This is a genomic window from Agromyces sp. NPDC057679, assembly GCF_042799635.1.
In the GTDB taxonomy this organism is placed as follows: Bacteria; Actinomycetota; Actinomycetes; order Actinomycetales; family Microbacteriaceae; genus Agromyces.
In genome coordinates this window covers 1,104,699-1,123,652 of sequence record NZ_JBHVIK010000001.1, presented here as the reverse complement: position 1 = coordinate 1,123,652, position 18,954 = coordinate 1,104,699, and the positions used below count along the sequence as shown (strand labels likewise).

Annotated in this window: 19 protein-coding genes; 8 read left to right on the top strand and 11 right to left on the bottom strand. The window is 73.0% G+C overall.

Annotation, left to right across the window (positions count from 1 at the left end):
- Positions 1-12: 12 nt before the first annotated feature.
- Both ACFVAJ_RS05040 and ACFVAJ_RS05035 read right to left on the bottom strand, forming a co-directional pair.
- Complete coding sequence (locus tag ACFVAJ_RS05040) at positions 13-1,638, bottom strand: amidohydrolase (RefSeq protein WP_376941724.1); 1,626 nt, start codon at positions 1,636-1,638, stop codon at positions 13-15.
- On the bottom strand, positions 1,635-2,930 hold the full coding sequence (locus ACFVAJ_RS05035) for an MFS transporter (RefSeq protein ID WP_376941722.1): 1,296 nt from the start codon (positions 2,928-2,930) through the stop codon (positions 1,635-1,637). Before ACFVAJ_RS05035 ends, ACFVAJ_RS05040 begins: the two co-directional genes overlap by 4 nt.
- Positions 2,931-3,113: 183 nt before the next feature.
- On the opposite strand from ACFVAJ_RS05035, the gene ACFVAJ_RS05030 reads away from it, so the two are divergent.
- From ACFVAJ_RS05030 to ACFVAJ_RS05005, 6 genes are all read left to right on the top strand, one after another.
- A complete protein-coding gene (locus tag ACFVAJ_RS05030) occupies positions 3,114-3,728 on the top strand; it encodes a TetR/AcrR family transcriptional regulator (protein ID WP_376941720.1) in 615 nt (204 codons plus the stop codon).
- Positions 3,729-3,854: 126 nt separating this feature from the next.
- On the top strand, positions 3,855-4,472 hold the full coding sequence (locus tag ACFVAJ_RS05025; protein ID WP_376941718.1) for a DUF937 domain-containing protein: 618 nt from the start codon (positions 3,855-3,857) through the stop codon (positions 4,470-4,472).
- A gap of 31 nt (positions 4,473-4,503) precedes the next feature.
- Complete coding sequence (locus ACFVAJ_RS05020) at positions 4,504-4,950, top strand: MaoC family dehydratase N-terminal domain-containing protein (RefSeq protein ID WP_376941716.1); 447 nt, start codon at positions 4,504-4,506, stop codon at positions 4,948-4,950.
- The gene (locus tag ACFVAJ_RS05015; RefSeq protein WP_376941715.1) at positions 4,950-5,375 is read left to right on the top strand and encodes a MaoC family dehydratase; all 426 of its coding nucleotides are present in this window, start codon (positions 4,950-4,952) and stop codon (positions 5,373-5,375) included. Before ACFVAJ_RS05020 ends, ACFVAJ_RS05015 begins: the two co-directional genes overlap by 1 nt.
- Position 5,376: 1 nt before the next feature.
- On the top strand, positions 5,377-6,576 hold the full coding sequence (locus ACFVAJ_RS05010) for a UDP-N-acetylmuramate dehydrogenase (protein ID WP_376941713.1): 1,200 nt from the start codon (positions 5,377-5,379) through the stop codon (positions 6,574-6,576).
- 32 nt (positions 6,577-6,608) lie between these two features.
- Positions 6,609-6,977: a hypothetical protein gene (locus ACFVAJ_RS05005; RefSeq protein WP_376941711.1), complete on the top strand. Its 369-nt coding sequence runs from the start codon at positions 6,609-6,611 to the stop codon at positions 6,975-6,977.
- A 29-nt stretch (positions 6,978-7,006) separates the two neighbouring features.
- Here the strand turns inward: ACFVAJ_RS05005 and ACFVAJ_RS05000 are convergent, their stop codons facing one another.
- Positions 7,007-7,504 carry a hypothetical protein gene (locus ACFVAJ_RS05000; RefSeq protein ID WP_376941709.1) on the bottom strand — a complete coding sequence of 166 codons (498 nt, stop codon included), beginning with the start codon at positions 7,502-7,504 and terminating at the stop codon, positions 7,007-7,009.
- Between the two features lie 11 nt (positions 7,505-7,515).
- Entirely contained in the window at positions 7,516-9,153 is a 1,638-nt protein-coding gene (locus ACFVAJ_RS04995) for a PspC domain-containing protein (protein WP_376941707.1), read from the bottom strand.
- Positions 9,154-9,269: 116 nt separating this feature from the next.
- Here ACFVAJ_RS04995 and ACFVAJ_RS04990 point away from each other — a divergent pair, with 116 nt between their 5' ends.
- Complete coding sequence (locus ACFVAJ_RS04990; RefSeq protein WP_376941705.1) at positions 9,270-10,499, top strand: PspC domain-containing protein; 1,230 nt, start codon at positions 9,270-9,272, stop codon at positions 10,497-10,499.
- A complete protein-coding gene (locus tag ACFVAJ_RS04985) occupies positions 10,492-11,160 on the top strand; it encodes a LuxR C-terminal-related transcriptional regulator (RefSeq protein ID WP_376941703.1) in 669 nt (222 codons plus the stop codon). Before ACFVAJ_RS04990 ends, ACFVAJ_RS04985 begins: the two co-directional genes overlap by 8 nt.
- Positions 11,161-11,190: 30 nt before the next feature.
- Here the strand turns inward: ACFVAJ_RS04985 and ACFVAJ_RS04980 are convergent, their stop codons facing one another.
- The 7 genes from ACFVAJ_RS04980 to ACFVAJ_RS04950 form a co-directional block, all read right to left on the bottom strand.
- Positions 11,191-12,882 carry a long-chain-fatty-acid--CoA ligase gene (locus ACFVAJ_RS04980; protein WP_376941701.1) on the bottom strand — a complete coding sequence of 564 codons (1,692 nt, stop codon included), beginning with the start codon at positions 12,880-12,882 and terminating at the stop codon, positions 11,191-11,193.
- A gap of 123 nt (positions 12,883-13,005) precedes the next feature.
- On the bottom strand, positions 13,006-14,685 hold the full coding sequence (locus ACFVAJ_RS04975) for an MDR family MFS transporter (protein WP_376941699.1): 1,680 nt from the start codon (positions 14,683-14,685) through the stop codon (positions 13,006-13,008).
- The gene (locus ACFVAJ_RS04970; protein WP_376941697.1) at positions 14,682-15,326 is read right to left on the bottom strand and encodes a TetR/AcrR family transcriptional regulator; all 645 of its coding nucleotides are present in this window, start codon (positions 15,324-15,326) and stop codon (positions 14,682-14,684) included. The genes ACFVAJ_RS04975 and ACFVAJ_RS04970 overlap by 4 nt, the downstream gene beginning before the upstream one ends.
- A gap of 38 nt (positions 15,327-15,364) precedes the next feature.
- Positions 15,365-16,006 carry a response regulator gene (locus tag ACFVAJ_RS04965; protein ID WP_376941695.1) on the bottom strand — a complete coding sequence of 214 codons (642 nt, stop codon included), beginning with the start codon at positions 16,004-16,006 and terminating at the stop codon, positions 15,365-15,367.
- The gene (locus tag ACFVAJ_RS04960; RefSeq protein WP_376941693.1) at positions 16,003-17,169 is read right to left on the bottom strand and encodes a sensor histidine kinase; all 1,167 of its coding nucleotides are present in this window, start codon (positions 17,167-17,169) and stop codon (positions 16,003-16,005) included. Before ACFVAJ_RS04960 ends, ACFVAJ_RS04965 begins: the two co-directional genes overlap by 4 nt.
- A 50-nt stretch (positions 17,170-17,219) precedes the next feature.
- The gene (locus ACFVAJ_RS04955) at positions 17,220-18,023 is read right to left on the bottom strand and encodes an ABC transporter permease (RefSeq protein WP_376941691.1); all 804 of its coding nucleotides are present in this window, start codon (positions 18,021-18,023) and stop codon (positions 17,220-17,222) included.
- The gene (locus ACFVAJ_RS04950) at positions 18,020-18,904 is read right to left on the bottom strand and encodes an ABC transporter ATP-binding protein (protein ID WP_376941690.1); all 885 of its coding nucleotides are present in this window, start codon (positions 18,902-18,904) and stop codon (positions 18,020-18,022) included. The genes ACFVAJ_RS04955 and ACFVAJ_RS04950 overlap by 4 nt, the downstream gene beginning before the upstream one ends.
- Between the last annotated feature and the right edge of the window lie 50 nt (positions 18,905-18,954).

The window sequence follows — 18,954 nt, the reverse complement described above, 5'->3', positions numbered from 1 at the left end:
AGGGGCGCGCGCCTACGCCTCGTAGGCGGTGCGGCCGGCGACGACGGTGCGGATGACCCGGGCCCGGAGCAGTGCCGCGTCGCCCTCGGCGAACGGGTCGGCGTCGAGCACGGCGAAGTCGGCGGCGAGCCCCTCGGCGAGGCGCCCGCGCACGTGCTCCTCGCGGATCGACGCGGCCGCGTCGCGGGTCGCGTGCCCGACGGCCTCGCCGAGCGGCAGCGCGTACTGGGGCGTCAGCGCCTCGAGCGAGGGGTCGAGCGCCGAGCGCCGGGTCGCAGCGATGTAGAGGTTCGCGAGCGCCTCGTGCGGCGCGGTCGGCGCGTCGGTCGAGAACGCGAGCAGCGCCCCGGCGTCGCGGTACTCGCTCCAGGCGAAGCCGCGGTCGGCACGTGCGTCGCCGAGCTGCGCGATCCAGTTGTCCATGACCGCGGGGTCGCAGTGCACGGGCTGCATCGAGGCGGTGACGCCGAGCCGGGCCATGCGCTCGGCGGTGCCGGGGGCGGCGTACTCGAGGTGCTCGATGCGGTGGCGGCGGGGCCGGTCGCCGTTCACCTCGGCCGCGTGCTCGAGGGCGTCGAGCGCCGACTCGCTCGCGAGATCGCCGATCGCGTGCAGGGCGATCTGGAGCCCTGCGGCGTCGGCCGCGGCGACGACGGGCGCCATCCGGGCGTACGGCCAGATCGGCTCCTCGTTCGAGCCGTCGGCGTAGGGCTCCTTCATCGCGGCGGTGCACGCGTCGATCACCCCGTCGGTGATGAGCTTGATCCCGACGACGCGCACCGGGGCGTCCGTCCGCTGCGCGAGCTCGGTCGCGCGCGCGACCTGCGCGAGGTTCTGCGCGTCGTCGCCCGTGTTGTCGATGAGCCAGTACGCGACGAGGTGGAAGGGCAGCTCGCCGCCGCGTCGTGCGACGACGCGCTCGATCGAGGCGAGCTCGTGCTCGCCGAACGCCATGTCGGCGGCGCCGGTGACGCCGGCCGCGAGGTAGGCGTCGAGCGCGCGCTCGACGGCGGCGTCGCGATCGGCGTCGGTCGTCTGCTCGGCGAGGAACCGCCACACGAAGTACTGCGTCGCCGTCTCGTAGAGCATGCCGTCGGGTTCGCCGTCGGCGTCGCGCCCGATGCGCCCGCCGATCGGGTCGGGGGTGTCGCGGGTGATGCCGAGCTCGGCGAGTGCGGCCGTGTTCACCCACGTCGAGTGCAGGTCGTTCGCGTCGAGATAGACGGGCACGTCGGCGACGACCTCGTCGATCATCTGCCGGGTGGGCGCGCCGCCCGGCACCGCGTCGAACAGCCAGGAGACGCCGAGGAGGCGCGCCGCCTCGGGGTCGGCGTCGCGCCCCGCGCGGAGGCGCGCCTGGATCTCGCCGAGCTCGCCGGCGTCGCGCAGCTGCACCCGGCCGAGCGCGTCGCCGAGCATGTGCAGGTGCGTGTGCACATCGAGGAAGCCGGGCATCACGAGCCGCCCGCCGAGGTCGAGCACCTCGGCGTCGGCCCCGGCGGCCCGGGCGGCCGACTCGGCGTCGCCGACGTAGGCGAGCGTCTCGCCGTCGACGACGAGCGCCTCAGCCCAGTCGGCGCCGTCGCCGGGACGGTTCGCGGTGAAGATGCGGGCGTTCGTGACGAGCGTGCGGCTCATGCGGTGACCTCCTGGGTGGGGGCGGATGCCTCGGGCCGCGCGCCGGCCGACGGGTCGGCCTCGGCGCGCTGCAGGCGGGTGGACAGTCGGGCGACGAGTACCGCCGGCACGGCTAGCACGAAGCTCGCGATGCCGAGGGCGACGGCGAAGCCCTGGTAGCCGAGCACTCCGACGAGCGCCGCCCCGATGACCGGGGTGAGGCTCGAGCCGACGAGGTAGACGGCGAGCAGCGGGCCCGACCAGCGGCCGTCGGCGTCGAGCGCGGCCGAGGTCGAGACGAAGTACATGAAGGCGAGGGCGTAGACGGTGTTCCACGCGATGAACACGACGATGAAGCTCGTCTCGTCGGTCGTGAAGCCCTCCACGATCTTCAGGATGCCGCCGAGTGCCAGCAGGATGCCGAGCGGCAGGGCGCGTCCGAATCGGTCGCCGACGATCATGAGCAGCACCGAGCCGACGAGCCCGCCGGCGGTCGCGCCGCTGAGCGCGAGGCCGAGGCCCGCGTCGGTGAGGCCGGCCTGCTCGGCGCCCATCGCGCCGGCCATCGCCCAGAGGGAGTCCTCGCTCGCGGCCCAGAGCGCGAACGTCACGAGCAGCGCGAACCCGGCGATCGTGACGAGGCGGGTCGTGGCGGGGCTGCGCTCGGGCAGGGAGCGCACGGCGCCCGTCGGGGGGATCTCGACGGGCACGGCCTCGGCGACCGCAGCCCCGGCGCGCGGCGCGTGCACGGGTGCGGCGGGCAGCCAGCCGCTCACGGCGATGCCGATGAGGCTGAAGAGGGCGAGCGCGCCGAACACGTCGATCGGGGCGAGGCCGATGAGCGGGATGACGAGGAGCACGATCGTGATGACGCCGCGGTTCGCGAGGCCGTTGAAGCCCGCGACCCGGTCGGGGTTGCGGAAGGCGGCGAGGGCCGCGCCCGCCGCGGCCACCGCGCCGCCCGCGCCGGCTCCGCCGAGGAGCAGGCCGCCGACGACGACGCCCGGCTCGGGCACGAGTGCGGCGGCGCCGAAGCCGACGACGCCGAGGGCGAGCCCGGCACGGGCGACGAGGAGTCGCCGGGGGCCCGCGCAGAGCGGCGCCATCGCGAGTCCGACGATCGCGGTCGCGAGCAGTGCTCCGGTCACGATCCAGCTGGCGGTGATGAGATCGGCGTCGAGCGCGGTCTGGAGGGCCGTGATCATGTACGGCGAGAGGTTGACGCCGAGGTAGCCGGCGATGGCGATCGCGAAGGTCGCGGTCGCGGTGGGCAGGCGCAGGGGGACGCGTGCGCTGAGGTCGGAGTGCGACATCGGGGCTCCGGTGGGGGATCGGGGCACTGCGGTGTGCCGGGGATGACGCGGCGGGGCGCCGCGTTAAACGAATGGTATTCGTTTATTATGCATGGAGATGCCGGATCGCGGAACCCCGCACCGGGGCATCCGCGTAGGCTGACCTGATTGCTCGAACCCGAGCGCCCGACCCGAGGAGTGCGCATGGCGAGGCCGAAGGTGCCCCGGCTTTCGGCCGACCGCATCGCCGACGCCGCGATCGAGCTCATCGACTCCGGCGCTCCGTTCGGGGTCAACGCGCTCGCCCGCAGCCTCGGCGTCACGCCCTCGTCGCTCTACAACCACATCGACGGCCGCGACGGCATCATCGAGCTCGTGCGCGGACGGCTCGGCCGTCGCTACCTCCCCGAGCTGCCGACCGGCACGTGGGACGAGATCGTCGTCGAGACCATGCAGGGGATGCGCCGCCTCTACGCCGAGCATCCTGCGATCGTGCCGCTGCTCGTCGGCAAGACCATCACCGATGACGCCGTCATCGAGAGCTACGACGTGCTCGCCACGGCGCTCGTCGACGGCGGGTTCCCCGACGACGAGGTGCTCTCGGTGGTCGCCGTGCTCGATTCCTTCGCCCTCGGCTTCGGGCTCGACTACGCGTCGCCCGACGACATCTGGCAGCCGGGGACGCCGACGCGGAGTCTCGGCCGCCTCATCGCCACCGCCGAGCGCGGCGACGCACGATCCGACCGGGTGTTCGAGCTCGGCCTCGAGCTCGTGCTCGACGCCCTGCGGCTCCGGCTCGCGCGACTGCGCGACGACTGAGCGCACGCCGCCGGCCCGCGGCATCCCCGGGCGCCCGCGGGGCGCCTCTTCCGCAGCCGCAGCCAAGCCCGATACCGTGATTCCGCGGCGCCCCGACGGCGGGCGCGCAGAAATGGGGAACCCGAAATGGCCGCAATCGACGACATCATCGCCGACCTCCCGATCGGCGACATCGCCGCCAAGCTCGGGGTCGACGAGGCCACCGCGAAGCAGGCCGTCGGCGACGCGCTGCCCGCGCTGCTCGCCGGCATGGGAGCCAACGCCGCCGACCCCGCGGGCGCGGCGTCGCTCGAGAAGGCCGTCGCGAAGCACGACCCGAAGCTCGTCGAGGGCGGGGTGAACCTCGCCGACGTCGACGAGGCCGACGGCGAGAAGATCGTGAAGAACGTGTTCGGCGGCAACACCGACCAGGTCGTGAAGGCGCTCGACACGAAAGAGGGCGGGGCGGGCAACCTCATCGGGCAGCTCCTCCCGATCCTCGCGCCGATCGTGATGAGCTTCCTCGCGAAGCAGTTCCAGCAGAAGCAGGCCGCGCCGGCCGAGAACGAGGCCTCCGGCGGCGGCATCGGCGACCTGCTCGGCGGCCTGCTCGGCGGTGGCGCGGGCGGCTCGGGCGGTTCGAGCTCGGGCGGCGGTCTCGGCGACCTCCTCGGCGGACTGCTCGGCGGCGGCTCGGGCGGTTCGAGCTCGGGCGGCGGTCTCGGCGACCTCCTCGGCGGCCTGCTCGGCGGCGGCAAGCGCTGAACGGTCGACCCGCCCCGAATAGACTGTCCGGGTGTCACTGAACCCCGAGCTGCAGGGGCGGGTCTACCCGTCCACCGAGCCGTACCTCGTCGGCCGTGAGAAGGTGCGCGAGTTCGCCCGCGCCGTGTTCGCGACGAACCCGATCAACCTCGACCCCGAGGCCGCCGCGGCCGCCGGCTACGCCGACGTCGTCGCCCCGCCGACCTTCGCCGTCGTCGTGCAGGAGCACTCGCTCGCCCAGCTGCTGGCCGACCCCGACGCGGGCATCGACTTCTCGCGCGTGGTGCACGGCGACCAGCGCTTCACCTCGACCCGGCCGATCGTCGCGGGCGACCTGCTCACCGCGACGCTCACGGTCGCGAGCGTGAAGAGCCTCGGCGCCCACTCGATGGTGACCGCTGAGACGGCGATCACCGATGCCGCGGGCGAGCACGTCGTCACGGCGATCTCGACGCTCGTCATCCGAGGAGAAGACTGATGGCCGCCCCCGACTTCGCCTCCCTCGCCGTCGGCGACGTGATCGCCGAGCGCGAGTTCCCGCTCACCCGCGACTCGCTCGTGCGCTACGCCGGCGCCTCGGGCGACTTCAACCCGATCCACTACCGCGACGACGTCGCCGCGTCGGTCGGCCTGCCCGGCGTGCTCGCCCACGGCATGCTCACGATGGGCTTCGCCGTGCAGCCGGTCGTCGACTGGGCCGGCGACCCCGGCCGCGTCGCCGACTATCAGGTGCGGTTCACCCGACCGGTCGTCGTCGACCCCGTCGACGGCGCCCTCGTCACCGTCTCGGCCAAGGTCGGCCAGCTCGACGAGGCGGCGACCGTCGCCCGCATCGACCTCACCGTCAAGCTCGGCGACGACACCGTGCTCGGCAAGGCGCAGGTTCGCGTCGCGCTCGGCTGACATGAGCGGCGCCACCTCGTTCTCGGAGCTCACGACCCTGCGGGTCGGCGGGCCGATCGGCCGGCTCGTCACCGCGACGACCCAGCGCGACCTCGTCGACCTCGCCACCGGGGCCTGGTCGTCGGATGACCCGTGGCTCGCGCTCGGCGGGGGCTCGAACCTGCTCGTCGGCGACGAGGGCTTCGACGGCACCGTCATCCGCGTCGCGACGAAGGGCATCGAGGTGCTGCCCCGATCAGGCGAGGGCGACGACGTCGCGCGCCTCCGCGTGCAGGCCGGCGAGGTCTGGGACGACCTCGTCGCGTGGACGGTCGAGCACGGCTACTCGGGCCTCGAGGCGCTCTCGGGCATCCCGGGTTCGGTCGGTGCCGCGCCCGTGCAGAACATCGGCGCCTACGGCCAGGAGCTCGCGTCGACGCTCGTCGCGATCGAGTTCCTCGACGAGGGCGCCGAGCGCCCGCGGCGCATGACCGCCGACGAGCTCGAGCTGGGCTACCGCACCTCGGTGCTGAAGCAGGGGCTTCGCGGCATCGTCGTCTCGGTCGAGCTCGAGCTCCACGACACCGCCTCCGAGTTCGCGGTGCTCGGCGAGGCGCCGGGGCAGCCGATCGCCTACGCCCAGCTCGCCGGCGCCCTCAACGTGCAGCTCGGCGACCGGGTGCCGATCGCGCGGGTGCGCGAGACCGTCCTTGCGCTGCGCGCCTCGAAGGGCATGGTGCTCGACGCCGACGACCCCGACTCCGTGAGTGCGGGCTCGTTCTTCACCAACCCGATCGTGACCGAGCGCACGGCCCGCGCGATGCCGGCCGACGCGCCGCGCTGGTACCTCGAGCCCGACGAGCCCGACGAGGTGACGCCGCTCTCGACGATCGCCTCGGGCACCCCGCTCGACGCGTTCCTCGAGCTGCAGGCCGAGCTCGAGGCATCCGATACCGAGGCGCCGGCGGAGGCCGCCGGCCCCGGGCCGCTCGTGAAGCTCTCGGCCGCGTGGCTCATCGAGCACTCGGGCATCACCCGGGGGTTCGCCCTGCCCGGGTCGCGCGCCGCGATCTCGTCGAAGCACACGCTCGCGCTCACGAACCGGGGCGACGCGAGCGCCGATGAGCTCGCGCAGCTCGCGCGCTTCGTGCAGCAGCGCGTGCAGGCCGAGTTCGGCATCGTGCTGCGCCCCGAACCCGTGCTCGTGGGCATCGAACTCTAGCCGAGCGGACGAGTCGCACTAGGGTCGGACGGGTGGACCGCACCGACTTCATCGAACACCGCCGCCCCGACGGTGAGCTCGTCGGCTGGCTGCGCCCCGAGGGCGAGGGGTTCGTGCCCGTCGACCTGCTCGGTCGCGAGCTCGGCGGCGCCGTCGACTGGCTCGCCGGCGAGGAGCAGCTCGAGGCGCACGGCATCGGCTACCTCGCCGACCCGTACGTGCTGCGGCTCGACGACGGCTCCGAGCTGCGGGTGCGCATCACCGAGGTGAGCACCGACCGCATCGTGGTCAAGAAGGACGACTTCGGCGCGATCGACATCCCGCTCATGCGGTTCGAGCTCGCCTGGCCGATGCCGTCCGAGCTCACCCCGCTCGGCGACCGCGAGCTGCCCGTCTGGTGAGGGGCTGACGCCGTCGATGCCGCGGCGGGTCAGCCGCGCGCGGCGCGGCGCTGGCGCTCGCCCCGGCGGATGAGCCCGACGATGCCGAAGAGCGCGACGACGACGCCGACCACGGCGAGCAGGTAGAGCGGCACGAGCTGCATCGGCACCGCGGCGATCCAGAACAGCACGTCGTCGCGGTGCTGCAGGTCGACGAGCGTCCAGAGCGTGAACCCGGCGATCGTGCCGAACAGCAGCGCCCAGACGAGCGCGCCCCAGCGGACGGTCGGGCGGGGGAGCGGGGCGCTCGCCGTCGCGGTGACGTAACCGGTCGAGGAGGTCGCGGTCGCGGTGGGCCGGTCGCCGGGTGCGGGTGCGGGCGGCGGCACCAGCGGGGCGTCGTCGGCGAGCACTCGGTCGAAGGCGAGCGTCTCGATGCCGTCGTCGAGACGAGCGGTCTCGTCGAGGCGGGCTGTGCTGTCCAGACGGGCCGTCTCGGCGAGCCGCTCGGTGTCGTCGCGGCGCTCGTCGGGCGTGGGCTCGGGCATGTTCGCTCCGTTCATTCGAAGACCTCGATGAAGACCGATCCGCTGTTCTGCCGGAGGACGAGTCGCGCGTCGGCGGTCGTGCCCTCGGTGTCGTCGGCCGCCACGTCGCCGAGCACCAGGATGCGGCGGTCGACGTCGCCGAACTGCCGCTGCGACGGATTGCCGTCGGCGTCCCAGACGGTGTAGCTGATGGCACCTGCCTCGCTCGCGTCGAGCACGATCGACGTGTTCGGGTCGACGGTGATGTAGGTGTCGCCGGTGCCCTGGGTCAGGGTGATCACCTGCGCGTCGTTCGGGTAGCCGTCGTACGAGCCGACCGAGACGTACGCGTCGCCCACCGGCTGCAGGAGCTGCTGCGGGTAGCCGAGCGAGATCGACTGGTTGGGGGCGACGAGCGTGCCGTACGGGGCGAAGGCCGACACCGCGGTGCTCACGAGCATCGCCACGAGGCTCGCCGCGGTGAGCGTGGCGAGGATGCCGCTGCGGCGGCGTCGGAGGGCCGCGACGACCATGCCGAACGAGAGCACGAGAGTCGCGGCGGCGAGGGCGATCGCGGTGCTGAACGCCGCGGTCTCGGGGTCGCCGAAGGCCCAGATCGCCGTGATCGCGCCGGTCACGACGGCGATGCCGAGCAGGGTGAACACGTACGCGGCGCTCGCTCGGGGGCGGCTCGCCCTGCGTGCGGCACGGGCGGCGGTCGCCTGTGCCTGGAACTCGAGTGCGCGGGCCCGCGTCTCCTCGGCGGCCTGCTCGCGCGCGGCCCGGTCGGCCTCCGCCTGACCGGCCTTCCACTCGGCGTGCGAGACGCGCCAGGCCTCGTGCTGGGCCCGCCAGTCGGCGATCGCGGCCGCGTCGGCGCCCTCGGCGGGCACCGGCGGTTCGGTCGTCGCGGGCGGTGCGTCGGGGGCGGTGGTGGATGCCCCGGCGGTCGCCGCGCCGGCTGCGAACGCGGCGGCCGAACCGGCGGGTGCTGCCGTGCCGGCGCCACCGGCGTCGGCGACGATGGGCCCCGTGCCGGCGGCGCTCGACGCGGAAGCCATTCGCGGCGCCCCGCCGGCCGGGGAGCTGGTGGAGGCCCGACGAACGAGCCAGACGATGAACCAGACGATCGCGCCGACGACGAGCAGGCCCCAGACGACCCGCAACGGCCAGGTGAGGTCGAACCCGAAGACCGGGTCGGCGATCTGCCAGTCGGGCCACCAGCGCCAGCCGAGCCATCCGCCCTGCACCAGCGGGATGAACCCGATGACGCCCATCACCGCGATGCCGACGACCGCGGGGTCGACGATGCCGCGGGTGAGGCGCTCGAGGTGGATCTCGCCCTCGACGTCGGGCAGCAGCAGCCAGGCGATCGCGTAGACGAGCACGAACGGCGCACCGAGCACGGCGAGCACGACGACGATGCCGCGCACGATGATCGGGTCGATCCCGAGTCGGGCGCCGACGCCCGCGCAGACGCCGCCGAGCCAGCCGGCCCGTCGCGGCACCCCGAGCCGGCGGAGCCAGGCGTAGAAGCCGGGGCCCGTGGCATCCGGGCCGTTCGGAGACGAACCGACCGCCCCGTCGGCCTGCTGGCCGGCGGACGTGGAGTCCCCCTGCACATCCTCCGGCGCTGGGCCGGCCCCTGGGGCGGTCTGGTTCGTCTCCATGCTTCGATGCTGGCAGCGGGGCGGGGCCGCCCGCCATGGGGTGGATCCCTGATTCGACCCTGATCGTCGGCTCCCGGCCCGGGGCCTCGGCCTCGCCGTCTGCTTGGATTGCAGTCATGGACGAGCGCGCGGTGCCGGAGGAGGCCGCCTCGGCGACCTCCTCGGCGCCGCCGAGGATGACGCGTCCGCGCGACTGCCTCGCGACGGGAACCGCGGCCGGGCTCGCCGAGCACCTCGGCTGGCCGGTCTGGATCGTGCGCGCGGCGTTCGTCGTGACGAGCCTCGCGAGCGGAGCCGGGCTGCTGCTCTACCTCTGGCTGTGGGCGCTGACCCCCTGGCGGGAGGGCGAGGAGCAGCCGACCCGGCGCGCGCCGGTCGCGTGGATCCTGATCGTCGCCGCGACGGTGTGCCTCATCGTCGCGTGGGCGACCCCCGGGCGCGTCGTCGAATCGGGTGGTGAGGGCCTCGTCGCCTGGCTCGGCCTCGTCGCCGCCGGGGTCGCGCTGGCCGCGGGCGCCGGGGCGTGGGCGACGCTCGTCGACCGCCCCGACCCCGAGCGCGGGCCGCGCGCCGAACTCGCGATCCGCGTCGTCGCGACCGTGCTGCTCGCGGTCACGGCGCTCGCCCTCGTGCTCGGGTCGACCGCATCGTGGTACCCGGTGCCGACCTTCGTCGCCGCGTTCGCCGCGCTCACCGGCATCGCGCTCGTCTACCTGCCGACCCTGCTCGCCCAGTGGCGCGAGCTCAGCGACGAGCGCACGAAGCGCATCCGCGAGGAGCAGCGCAGCGAGATCGCCGCGCACCTGCACGACTCGGTGCTGCAGACCCTCGCGCTCATCCAGAATCGGGCCGGCGCGACGAGCGAGGTCGCCCGCATCGCCCGGGCGCAGGAGCGGGAGCTGCGCGACTGGCTGTTCGCGGGCGACGGCCCGGCCGACAGCGACCTCGGCACCGACCTCCGGGACTTCGGGGCGGCGCTCGAGATCGACTACGCGGTGACGGTCGACGTCGTCGTCGTCGGCGAGATCCGCGAGCGGGCGAGCGGCGAACTCGCGGCGGCGGCGCGAGAGGCGATGTTGAACGCGGCGCGTCACGCCGGGGGAGAGGTGTCGGTGTACGTGGAGTCGAGCCAGGAGGCGGTCGAGGTGTTCGTGCGCGATCGCGGGCCGGGCTTCAGCCTCGCCGAGGTGCCGGGCGACCGGCTCGGTGTGCGCGAGTCGATCATCGGTCGGATGCGTCGGGCCGGCGGCTCGGGCTCGGTCGCGCCGGGTGCCGGCGGGGTCGGCACGGAGGTGCGCCTGCGCTTCCCGGCCGAGCGCGTGAACGGGGAGGCGAGCCGTGGCTGAGCGGGTGCGGGTCGTCGTGGTCGACGACCATTCGATCTTCCGGTCGGGCCTGAAGGCCGACCTCGACGACACGATCGAGGTCGTCGGCGAGGCGCACGACGTCGAGTCGGCGGTCAGGGCGGTGACGGATGCCTCGCCCGACGTCGTCCTCCTCGACGTGCACCTGCCCGGGGTCGCGGTGCCCGCGGGCACGAGCGGCGGGGCCGAGGTGATCCGGCGCGCGGCGAACGCCGTACCGGGCACGAAGTTCCTCGCGCTCTCGGTCTCGGACAAGGCCGAGGACGTCGTCGGCGTGATCCGCGCCGGGGCCCGCGGGTACATCACGAAGGGCTCCTCGGGCGCCGACGTCAGCCGTGCCGTGCACGCCGTCGCGGGCGGCGACGCCGTGTTCTCGCCGAAGCTCGCGGGCTTCGTGCTCGACGCATTCGGCGCCGCAGTCGGCGAGACCGCGCAGGCGAGCGACGAGCTCGACCGCCTCTCGGCGCGCGAGCAGGAGGTCATGCGGCTCATCGCCCGCGGCTACGCCTACAAGGAGGTCGCCGCCGAGCTCTTCATCTCGACGAAGACGGTCGAGACGCACGTCTCGGCCGTGCTGCGCAAGCTCCAGCTCTCGAGCCGCCACGAGCTGACGGCGTGGGCGAACGCGCGGCGCCTGCTCTGAGGCATCCGCGCACCTCGCAACCCGCGCGGGCTACCGCTCGAGGAGGGCGTCGCGCACCTCGCGGCGCAGCACCTTGCCGATGAGCGAGCGCGGCAGCTCGTCGAAGGGTTCGATGCGCTTGGGCACCTTGTACGGCGTGAGGCTCGCCCGGCAGAAGTCGCGCAGCGCCGTCTCGTCGAACACCGCGCCCTCGCGGAGCTCGACGCCGGCGGCGACGATCTCACCGCCCGAGCGGCCGGGGAGGCCGACGACGGCTGCCCCGCGCACGTCGGGGTGTGCGAGGAGCGCGACCTCGACCTCCGACGGCGAGACGTTGAATCCGCCCGTGATGATGAGCTCCTTGCGGCGGTCGACGATCGTGACGAAGCCCTCGCCCGAGACGCGCACGATGTCGCCGGTGCGCAGCCAGCCGCCCGGCAGCAGGGTCTCCGCGGTCTCGGCGGGCCGCCGCCAGTACCCCTGGAACACCTGCGGCCCGCGCACCAGCAGCTCGCCGGCCTCGCCCTCGGGCAGGTCGACGTTCGGGTCGTCGGGATCGATCACCCGGATCTCGGTGCTCGGGAACGGCACGCCCACCGTGCCGGGGCGCCGGGTCGGGCCCATCGGGTTGCCGAGGGTGATCGGCGAGGACTCGGTCATGCCGTAGCCCTCGACGAGCAGTCCGCCGGTCGCGTTCTCCCACAGGTCCACCGTCGCGATCGGCAGGCTCATCGCCCCCGAGATGGCGAATCGGATGTTGCGCAGTGCGCGCGGGTGCTTCACCGCGTCGCGCACGAGGCGGTCGTAGATCGGCGGCACGGCCGGCAGGAACGTCGGCGGCGAGTGCCGCGCGGCGTCGAGCACGAGCTTCGAGTCGAACGTCGGGAACAGCACGAGCCGCGCGCCGATGCTCATCGCGAAGGTGAGGCAGAGGGTCATGCCGTAGGCGTGGAACAGCGGGAGCACCCCGTAGAAGACCTCGTCGCCCTCGGTGAGGCCGGGCACCCAGGCGCGGCCCTGCATCGCGTTCGCCCGCAGGTTGCGGTGGCTCAGCACGGCGCCCTTCGGCGTGCCGGTGGTGCCGCTCGTGTACTGCAGCACGGCCGTGTCGTCGAGCCCGGGGCGCGGGTGCCGCTTCGAGAGCGGGCGTCGCGAGGTGAGGCGCTCCCAGGCGACGAGGCCGTGCGCCGTCGGCGTCGTCGTGAGCGCCGCGCGCGAGCGGCGCGCCTGCGGGATCGGCAGCCGGAGCGCGAGGCGCTTGCCGAACGGGAACGCGCGCGTCAGGTCGATCGCGACGATGTGGTCGGGCCGGATGTCGCCGGGGAACTCCGCGACCGTGTCGGCGACCTTGTTCCAGACGATCGCGACCTTCGCCCCGTGGTCCTCGAACTGGTGCCGCAGCTCGGGCGGCGTGTACAGCGGGTTGTGCTCGACGACGATCGCGCCGAGCCGCAGCACTGCGTAGAACGCGACGACGTGCTGCGGGCAGTTCGGCAGCACGATCGCGACGCGATCGCCCGCCTCCACGCCGAGCCGACGCAGTCCCTCGGCGGCCCGGGCGATCTGCTCGCCGAGCTCGTCGTAGCTCGTCTCGGCGCCGAAGAACTCGAGCGCGGTGCGACGGCGGAACCGGCCGACGGCGTCGTCGATCATGTCGACGAGGGTCTGGGTCGGTTCCTCGATGGTGTGCGCCACCCCCTCGGCGTAGTGCGCGAGCCAGGGGCGGTGTTCATACGGGGTCATGCGAGCCTCTCGAGGCCATCGAGCATGCGTCGACGACGGGCTCGGCCCGTCGTTCCAGCGGTGCATGCGGATGCCACGTCAAGCGTAGGCGCATCCGCATGCACCGCACCGAATGGGTGCCGGTCAGCCCTGGGCGGGCGTCGACCCCGTCGCCGAGGAGACCGCCTCGCCGTCGTCGGCCGGCCCCGTCACCACCGTGCCGCGCCCCCGCAGGGCCTGCTCCGCGGCATCCGCCTCGTCGCCGGCGATCGCCTCGCCGCGAGCGACCATGCCGGCCTCGTCGGAGAGCGGGATCTGCTTGAGGAACAGCGCCAGCACGAACGCCGCGAGGATGAACGGGATGAGGTACCAGAACACGGGCGCCAGCGAGTCGGCGTAGGCCGTCACGATCGAGTCGCGCACCGGGTCCGGCAGCTCGGAGAGGCGCTGCGGGTCGAGCGTCGACATCGCGTCGCCGGCCTGCGCGGAGCTCGCGCCGGCGTCGGTGAAGATCTTCGTGAGGTTCTCGGAGAGCCGGGTCGTGAACATCGCGCCGAAGATCGCGACGCCGAGCGACGCGCCCACCTCGCGGAAGTAGTTGTTCGTGCTCGTCGCGGTGCCGACCTGGGTGGCCGGCACGGCGTTCTGCACCACGAGTACGACGACCTGCATGATGAGGCCGAGGCCCGCGCCGAAGACGAACAGGTACACGCAGATCAGCCAGATCGGGGTGTCGGCCGAGAGCGTCGTCATGGCGAGCATCGCCGCCGCGGTCACGAGGGTTCCCGCGATCGGGAACGCGCGGTAGCGGCCCGACTTCGAGATCGCGATGCCCGACCAGATCGAGGTGCCCATCATGCCGGCCATCATCGGCAGCATCAGGAGGCCCGACGCCGTCGCCGAGGTGCCCGACGACATCTGCAGGAACGTCGGCACGAACGCGATGGCCGAGAACATGCCGATGCCGAGGGTGAAGCCGATCGCGGTCGCGTTGATGAACACCGGGTTCTTGAAGAGCGAGAGCGGGATGATCGGGTCCTCCGCCCGGGCCTCGGCCCAGACGAACGCGCACGCGGCGGCGAGGAGGCCGACGCCCCAGGCCCAGGTCTCGATCGCGTCCCAGCCGTGCTCGGCGCTGCCGCCGAAGTCGGTGAAGAAGATGAGGCAGACGGTCGCGGCCGAGAGCAGCATGACGCCGAGCACGTCGATGCGGTGCGTGGCCTTCTTGCTCGGCAGGGTCAGCGTGAACCAGGCGATGGCGAACGCGGCGATGCCGATGGGGATGTTGATGTAGAACGCCCACTGCCAGGTGAGGTGGTCGACGAAGTAGCCGCCGAGGAGCGGCCCCGCCACGGCCGAGAGGCCGAAGATCGCGCCGAGCGGGCCCATGTACTTGCCGCGCTCGGAGGCCGGCACGATGTCGGCGATGATCGCCTGCGACAGGATCATGAGCCCGCCGCCGCCGAGTCCCTGCATGGCGCGGAACGCGACGAAGGCCCAGAAGGTCGGCGCGAACGCGGCGCCGATGGAGGCCACCGTGAACAGCGCGATCGCGATGAGGAAGAGGTTGCGGCGGCCGAGCACGTCGCCGAACTTGCCGTAGATCGGCATGACGATGGTCGTCGCGAGGAGGTAGGCGGTGGTGATCCAGGCCTGGTGCTCGACGCCGCCGAGCTCGCCGACGATCGTCGGCATCGCGGTCGAGACGATGGTCTGGTCGAGGCTCGAGAGCAGCATGCCGGCGATGAGCGCCGAGAAGATGATCCAGATGCGTCGCTTCGTGAGGAGCAGCGGCGCGGCCGGGGCGGGCGGTGCGGTGGTCATTCGGTTCCTTCGGGGGTGGGGGAGAAGAGGGCGCGTGCCGAGTCGAGCGAGTCGAGGAGCAGGGCGCCGAAGTCGGTGGTGTTGCCGGGGGCGAAGTAGCGGGCGGCGGATGCGCGAACGATCGTGCCGATGAGCTGCACCGCCATGGCGGCCCGCGGGTCGCCGGGGGCGAGGCTCTCGCGGAACTCGATGACGCCGGTCATCCTGCGCTCGAGCTCGGCGCCCTCGCGCATGAACTTGGGGAGCAGCTGCGGCTCGCGTTCGACGAGCATCTCGGGGTTCGGCTCGTCGTCGGGGTGCTCGTCGTCGAAGGGGATGCTCGCGACCGCGAGGGCGACGAGGTCGCTCATGAGCGTCGACGAGATGCCGGTGGCCCCGGCCGGACGCGCGTTCACGAACTCGGTGAGGGCCTCCTCGTCGAGCGTGTCGTCGCGGTGGCCGACGACCGCGTCGTCCTTCGCGTGGAAGTAGTTGAAGAAGGTTCGGCGGGAGACCCCGACGCGTTCGCAGAGCTCTTCGACGGTGAATCCGCTGAGGCCGCGCTCCATGGTGAGGAGGCGCGCCTGCCGGGTGAGTTCGCGGCGGGTGCGCTCCCGGCGCTGCGCGCGGACGCCCTCGGGTTTCGTTGCACTCTCGCTCATGAAGTGCAATTTTGCACTATCCGATCAAGAGTGCAAAATCAGAGCAGGCCGAGCTCCATCGCCCGGGTCACCGCGCGGGTGCGGTCGTTCACCTCGAGCTTCTCGAAGATGTGCAGCAGGTGCGTCTTCACCGTCGCCTCGCCGATGAACAGCTCGCGCGCGATCTCGGGGTTCGACCGGCCGGCCGCGACGAGGCGCAGCACCTCGAGCTCGCGCGGCGACAGCGACGGCGCGGCATCCGCGGGCTCCGCGGCATCCGCGCGCACGCGGGCGACGAGCTTCGCGGCGATCGACGGCGCGAGCACGGTCTCGCCGCCCGCCACCGCGCGGATCCCCGCGAGGATCTCCTCCTGCGGCGCCGCCTTCAGCAGGTACCCGCCCGCACCCGCCTCGATCGCCGACAGGATGTGCTCGTCGGTCTCGTACGTCGTCAGCACGAGCACCCGAGTGCCGGGCACCTCGGCGACGATCTCGGCGGTCGCCGAGGCGCCGTCCACCCCGGGCATGCGCAGGTCCATGAGCACGAGGTCGGGATGCTCGGTGCGGGCAAGTTCCACCGCCTCGGCCCCGTCCGACGCCTCCCCGACGACCTCGATGCCGGCGGCCGTGCTGAGCAGCCCGACGATGCCCGCCCGCACGATCGGGTGGTCGTCGGCCACGACGACGCGGATCGGATTCATCCCCGCTCCTTCCGCGGCACGGTCACCCGCAGCAGCGCACCGCCGCCCGGGGCCGCACCGAACTCGAACGCACCGCCGACGAGCGCCGCGCGGTCGCGCAGGCCCGCCAGCCCGAAGCTGCCGGGCTCGGCCGGATCGCCTGCGCGCGCGGGTCCGACGCCGTCGTCGCGCACGGTCAGCTCCACCCGCTCGGCCGACGCCCGCACCGCGATCTCGGCCCGGGTCGCCTGCGCATGCTTGCGCACGTTCGCGAGCCCCTCCTGGGCGCACCGCAGCAGCACGACCTCGAGCTCGCGGTCGAGCCCCGTGGCATCCGCCTCGATGCTCACCCGCACCCCCGTCTCGCGTTCGAAGGCGGCGCCGAGCCGGCCGAGCGCGGCGGCGAGGCCGCCGTCGGCCGAGACCGGTGCGAGCGAGGCGACGAGGCCGCGGGCCTCGGTGAGCGCCTCGCGCGCCATCTGCTCGATGAGCTCGACGTCGCCGCGCGCCGCGGCCGCCGCCTCCCCATCGATGGGCGCGAGGCGGTTCTCGGCGCGTTGGGCCACCATCACGAGGCCCGTGAGGCTCTGCGCGATCGTGTCGTGGATCTCGCGGGCGAGCCGCGCCCGCTCCTCGTTGACGCCCGCATCGCGGTGCATCGCCGCGAGCTGGCCCTGCGCCGCCTGCAACTCGTCGTACAGCCTGATCCGCTCCTCGCCGATCTCGGCGATGTGCGTGATCCAGAGGCCGAGCGCGAGGCTGAAGCCGAGCGAGAGGCCCGCGACCGTGAGGCCGGCGAGCCAGCCGCCGAGTCCGAAGTGCACGAGATACCCCACGAGCAGCGCGAGCGCGATCACCACGTTGGCGATGATCGCGCGCCGCGTCGACGGCGCCGTGATCCAGATGAAGGGGTAGGCGAAGGCCTGCAGGATCGACGCGCTCGGGTCGTAGGCGACGCCGGTTCCGACGACGGCCGCGAGCACGATCGTGATGACGACGTGGCGCGTCGCGTCCTCGCCGCCGATGCCGCCGCGCAGATAGGCGAAGTAGAGCACCAGGAACACGGCCGAGACCGCCCACGCGCCCCAGTCGCCTGGGCCGTAGGGCGGTTCGGCGAGCCCGAAGAGCACCGTCACCGCGGCGACCGCGAGTGCGCCGAGGTCCCACCAGCGGCGGTTCAGCATGTCGTCATGCTCTCACGGGGCGATCACGGTGCCCGGGAAGCCCGCGAGGCTCAGGCATCCCGCCGGATCCAGCGGAACGTGATCCGGCTGAGCACGAGTCCGACCACGAGCCAGATGCCGAGCGCGATCGCCACGCCGGGCAGGTTCCACGACTCGTTCTGCTCGAGCACCTCCCAGCCCTCGGGCAGGAACACGTACCGCATGCCCTGCGCGATCCACTTGAGGGGGAAGAGGCTCGCGATGTCCTGCAGCCAGGTCGGAAGCATGTTCCACTGCAGGTACACGCCCGAGATGAACTGCAGCAGCAGCACGATCGGGATCACGACGGCGGTCGCGCTCTTGCCGCTGCGCGGCACCGCCGAGAGGGCGATGCCGACGAGGGCGCAGGTCACGAGCCCGAGCACGAACACCCACGCGAAGGTGAGCCACTTCTCGGGCTCGGTCGGCATGTCGATGCCGAGCACGAGCCATCCGCCGAGGATCAGGAGGCCCGCCTGCAGCGTGCCGGTCACGAACACCTGCCCGATCTTGCCGAGGAAGTAGCCGACCGGCGACAACGGGGTGCCGCCGAGGCGCTTGAGCGTGCCGTTGCTCTTCTCCAGGGCGATGTCGACCGCGAGGTTCTGCACGCCCGACAGCAGGATGCCGGCGGCGATCATGCCGGGCAGGTAGTAGGCGGCGATCGAGATCTCCGACCCAGGAGGGCCGACCTCGCCCTGCGCGCTGAACGCGGCCGTGAAGATCGCGAGCATCACGAACGGGAAGAGGAAGGTGAAGAACAGGGTGTCGAACGAACGGAAGTACGTCTTGGTCTCGTAGCCGATGCGCGAAGCGCCCAGTGCGACCGTGCTCATGCGAGCACCTCCTCGGGTTCGGCAGCGCCGTCGGCGCTGCGCACGAGTTGCAGGTAGATGTCCTCGAGGCTCGGACGGATCACCTCGAGGTCGGCGGGCTCGCCGCCGAAGGATGCCACGACGGAGGCCACGACCCGCCCCGGCTCGTGCGTGCGCTCCTCGCGGAGCACGCCGCCCGCGTCGCGCCAACGCACGAGCGGCACCCGCGCGTCGGCGCCGCCGATCTCGTCGATGCCGCCGAGGTCGACGAGCCGGCCGCCGGCGATCACCCCGGCGCGGTCGGCGAGCTGCGCCGCCTCGTCGAGGTAGTGGGTCGTGAGCAGGATCGTGGTGCCCTCGGCCTTGAGCCCTCGGACGACCTCCCAGAAACGGCGCCTGGCCTCGGGGTCGAAGCCCGTCGTCGGTTCGTCGAGGAAGAGGAGCTCGGGGCGCCCGATGATGCCGAGCGCGACGTCGACGCGCCGCTGCTGCCCGCCCGAGAGCTTCGCGATGCGCGTCTTCGCCTGCGGCTCGAGGCCGACGGCCGCGATGACCTCGTCGACGTCGCGCGGGTTCGGATAGAACCCCGCGAAGTGCCTCAGCTGCTCGGCGACGGTCACGAGCCCCGTCTCGCCGGTCGACTGCAGCACGATGCCGAGCCGGGCCTTCCAGGAGAGGCCGCCCTTCGCCGGGTCGACGCCGAGCACGCTCACCTCGCCGCCGGTGCGGTTGCGGTACCCCTCGAGGATCTCGATGGTGGTCGACTTGCCGGCGCCGTTCGGCCCGAGCAGCGCGAAGGTCTCGCCGGGGCGGATGTCGAAGCTCACCCCGTCGACCGCGGTCTTCTGGCCGTACTGCTTGCGGAGCTCCCGCACGCTCACGGCCGCGTCGTTCTTCGTCATGGCCCCAGCGTGGCAGCAGGGCCGCTCCGGCGGCAGCGTCCGACGGGTCG

What these genes read in the sequence shown, in the direction of transcription:
- ACFVAJ_RS05040 (WP_376941724.1), bottom strand. Translation starts at nt 1,638, where the DNA reads ATGAGCCGCACGCTCGTCACGAACGCCCGCATCTTCACCGCGAACCGT.
- ACFVAJ_RS05035 (WP_376941722.1), bottom strand. Translation starts at nt 2,930, where the DNA reads ATGTCGCACTCCGACCTCAGCGCACGCGTCCCCCTGCGCCTGCCCACC.
- ACFVAJ_RS05030 (WP_376941720.1), top strand. Translation starts at nt 3,114, where the DNA reads ATGGCGAGGCCGAAGGTGCCCCGGCTTTCGGCCGACCGCATCGCCGAC.
- ACFVAJ_RS05025 (WP_376941718.1), top strand. Translation starts at nt 3,855, where the DNA reads ATGGCCGCAATCGACGACATCATCGCCGACCTCCCGATCGGCGACATC.
- ACFVAJ_RS05015 (WP_376941715.1), top strand. Translation starts at nt 4,950, where the DNA reads ATGGCCGCCCCCGACTTCGCCTCCCTCGCCGTCGGCGACGTGATCGCC.
- ACFVAJ_RS05010 (WP_376941713.1), top strand. Translation starts at nt 5,377, where the DNA reads ATGAGCGGCGCCACCTCGTTCTCGGAGCTCACGACCCTGCGGGTCGGC.
- ACFVAJ_RS05000 (WP_376941709.1), bottom strand. Translation starts at nt 7,504, where the DNA reads ATGCCCGAGCCCACGCCCGACGAGCGCCGCGACGACACCGAGCGGCTC.
- ACFVAJ_RS04995 (WP_376941707.1), bottom strand. Translation starts at nt 9,153, where the DNA reads ATGGAGACGAACCAGACCGCCCCAGGGGCCGGCCCAGCGCCGGAGGAT.
- ACFVAJ_RS04990 (WP_376941705.1), top strand. Translation starts at nt 9,270, where the DNA reads ATGGACGAGCGCGCGGTGCCGGAGGAGGCCGCCTCGGCGACCTCCTCG.
- ACFVAJ_RS04980 (WP_376941701.1), bottom strand. Translation starts at nt 12,882, where the DNA reads ATGACCCCGTATGAACACCGCCCCTGGCTCGCGCACTACGCCGAGGGG.
- ACFVAJ_RS04975 (WP_376941699.1), bottom strand. Translation starts at nt 14,685, where the DNA reads ATGACCACCGCACCGCCCGCCCCGGCCGCGCCGCTGCTCCTCACGAAG.
- ACFVAJ_RS04970 (WP_376941697.1), bottom strand. Translation starts at nt 15,326, where the DNA reads ATGAGCGAGAGTGCAACGAAACCCGAGGGCGTCCGCGCGCAGCGCCGG.
- ACFVAJ_RS04965 (WP_376941695.1), bottom strand. Translation starts at nt 16,006, where the DNA reads ATGAATCCGATCCGCGTCGTCGTGGCCGACGACCACCCGATCGTGCGG.
- ACFVAJ_RS04960 (WP_376941693.1), bottom strand. Translation starts at nt 17,169, where the DNA reads ATGCTGAACCGCCGCTGGTGGGACCTCGGCGCACTCGCGGTCGCCGCG.
- ACFVAJ_RS04955 (WP_376941691.1), bottom strand. Translation starts at nt 18,023, where the DNA reads ATGAGCACGGTCGCACTGGGCGCTTCGCGCATCGGCTACGAGACCAAG.
- ACFVAJ_RS04950 (WP_376941690.1), bottom strand. Translation starts at nt 18,904, where the DNA reads ATGACGAAGAACGACGCGGCCGTGAGCGTGCGGGAGCTCCGCAAGCAG.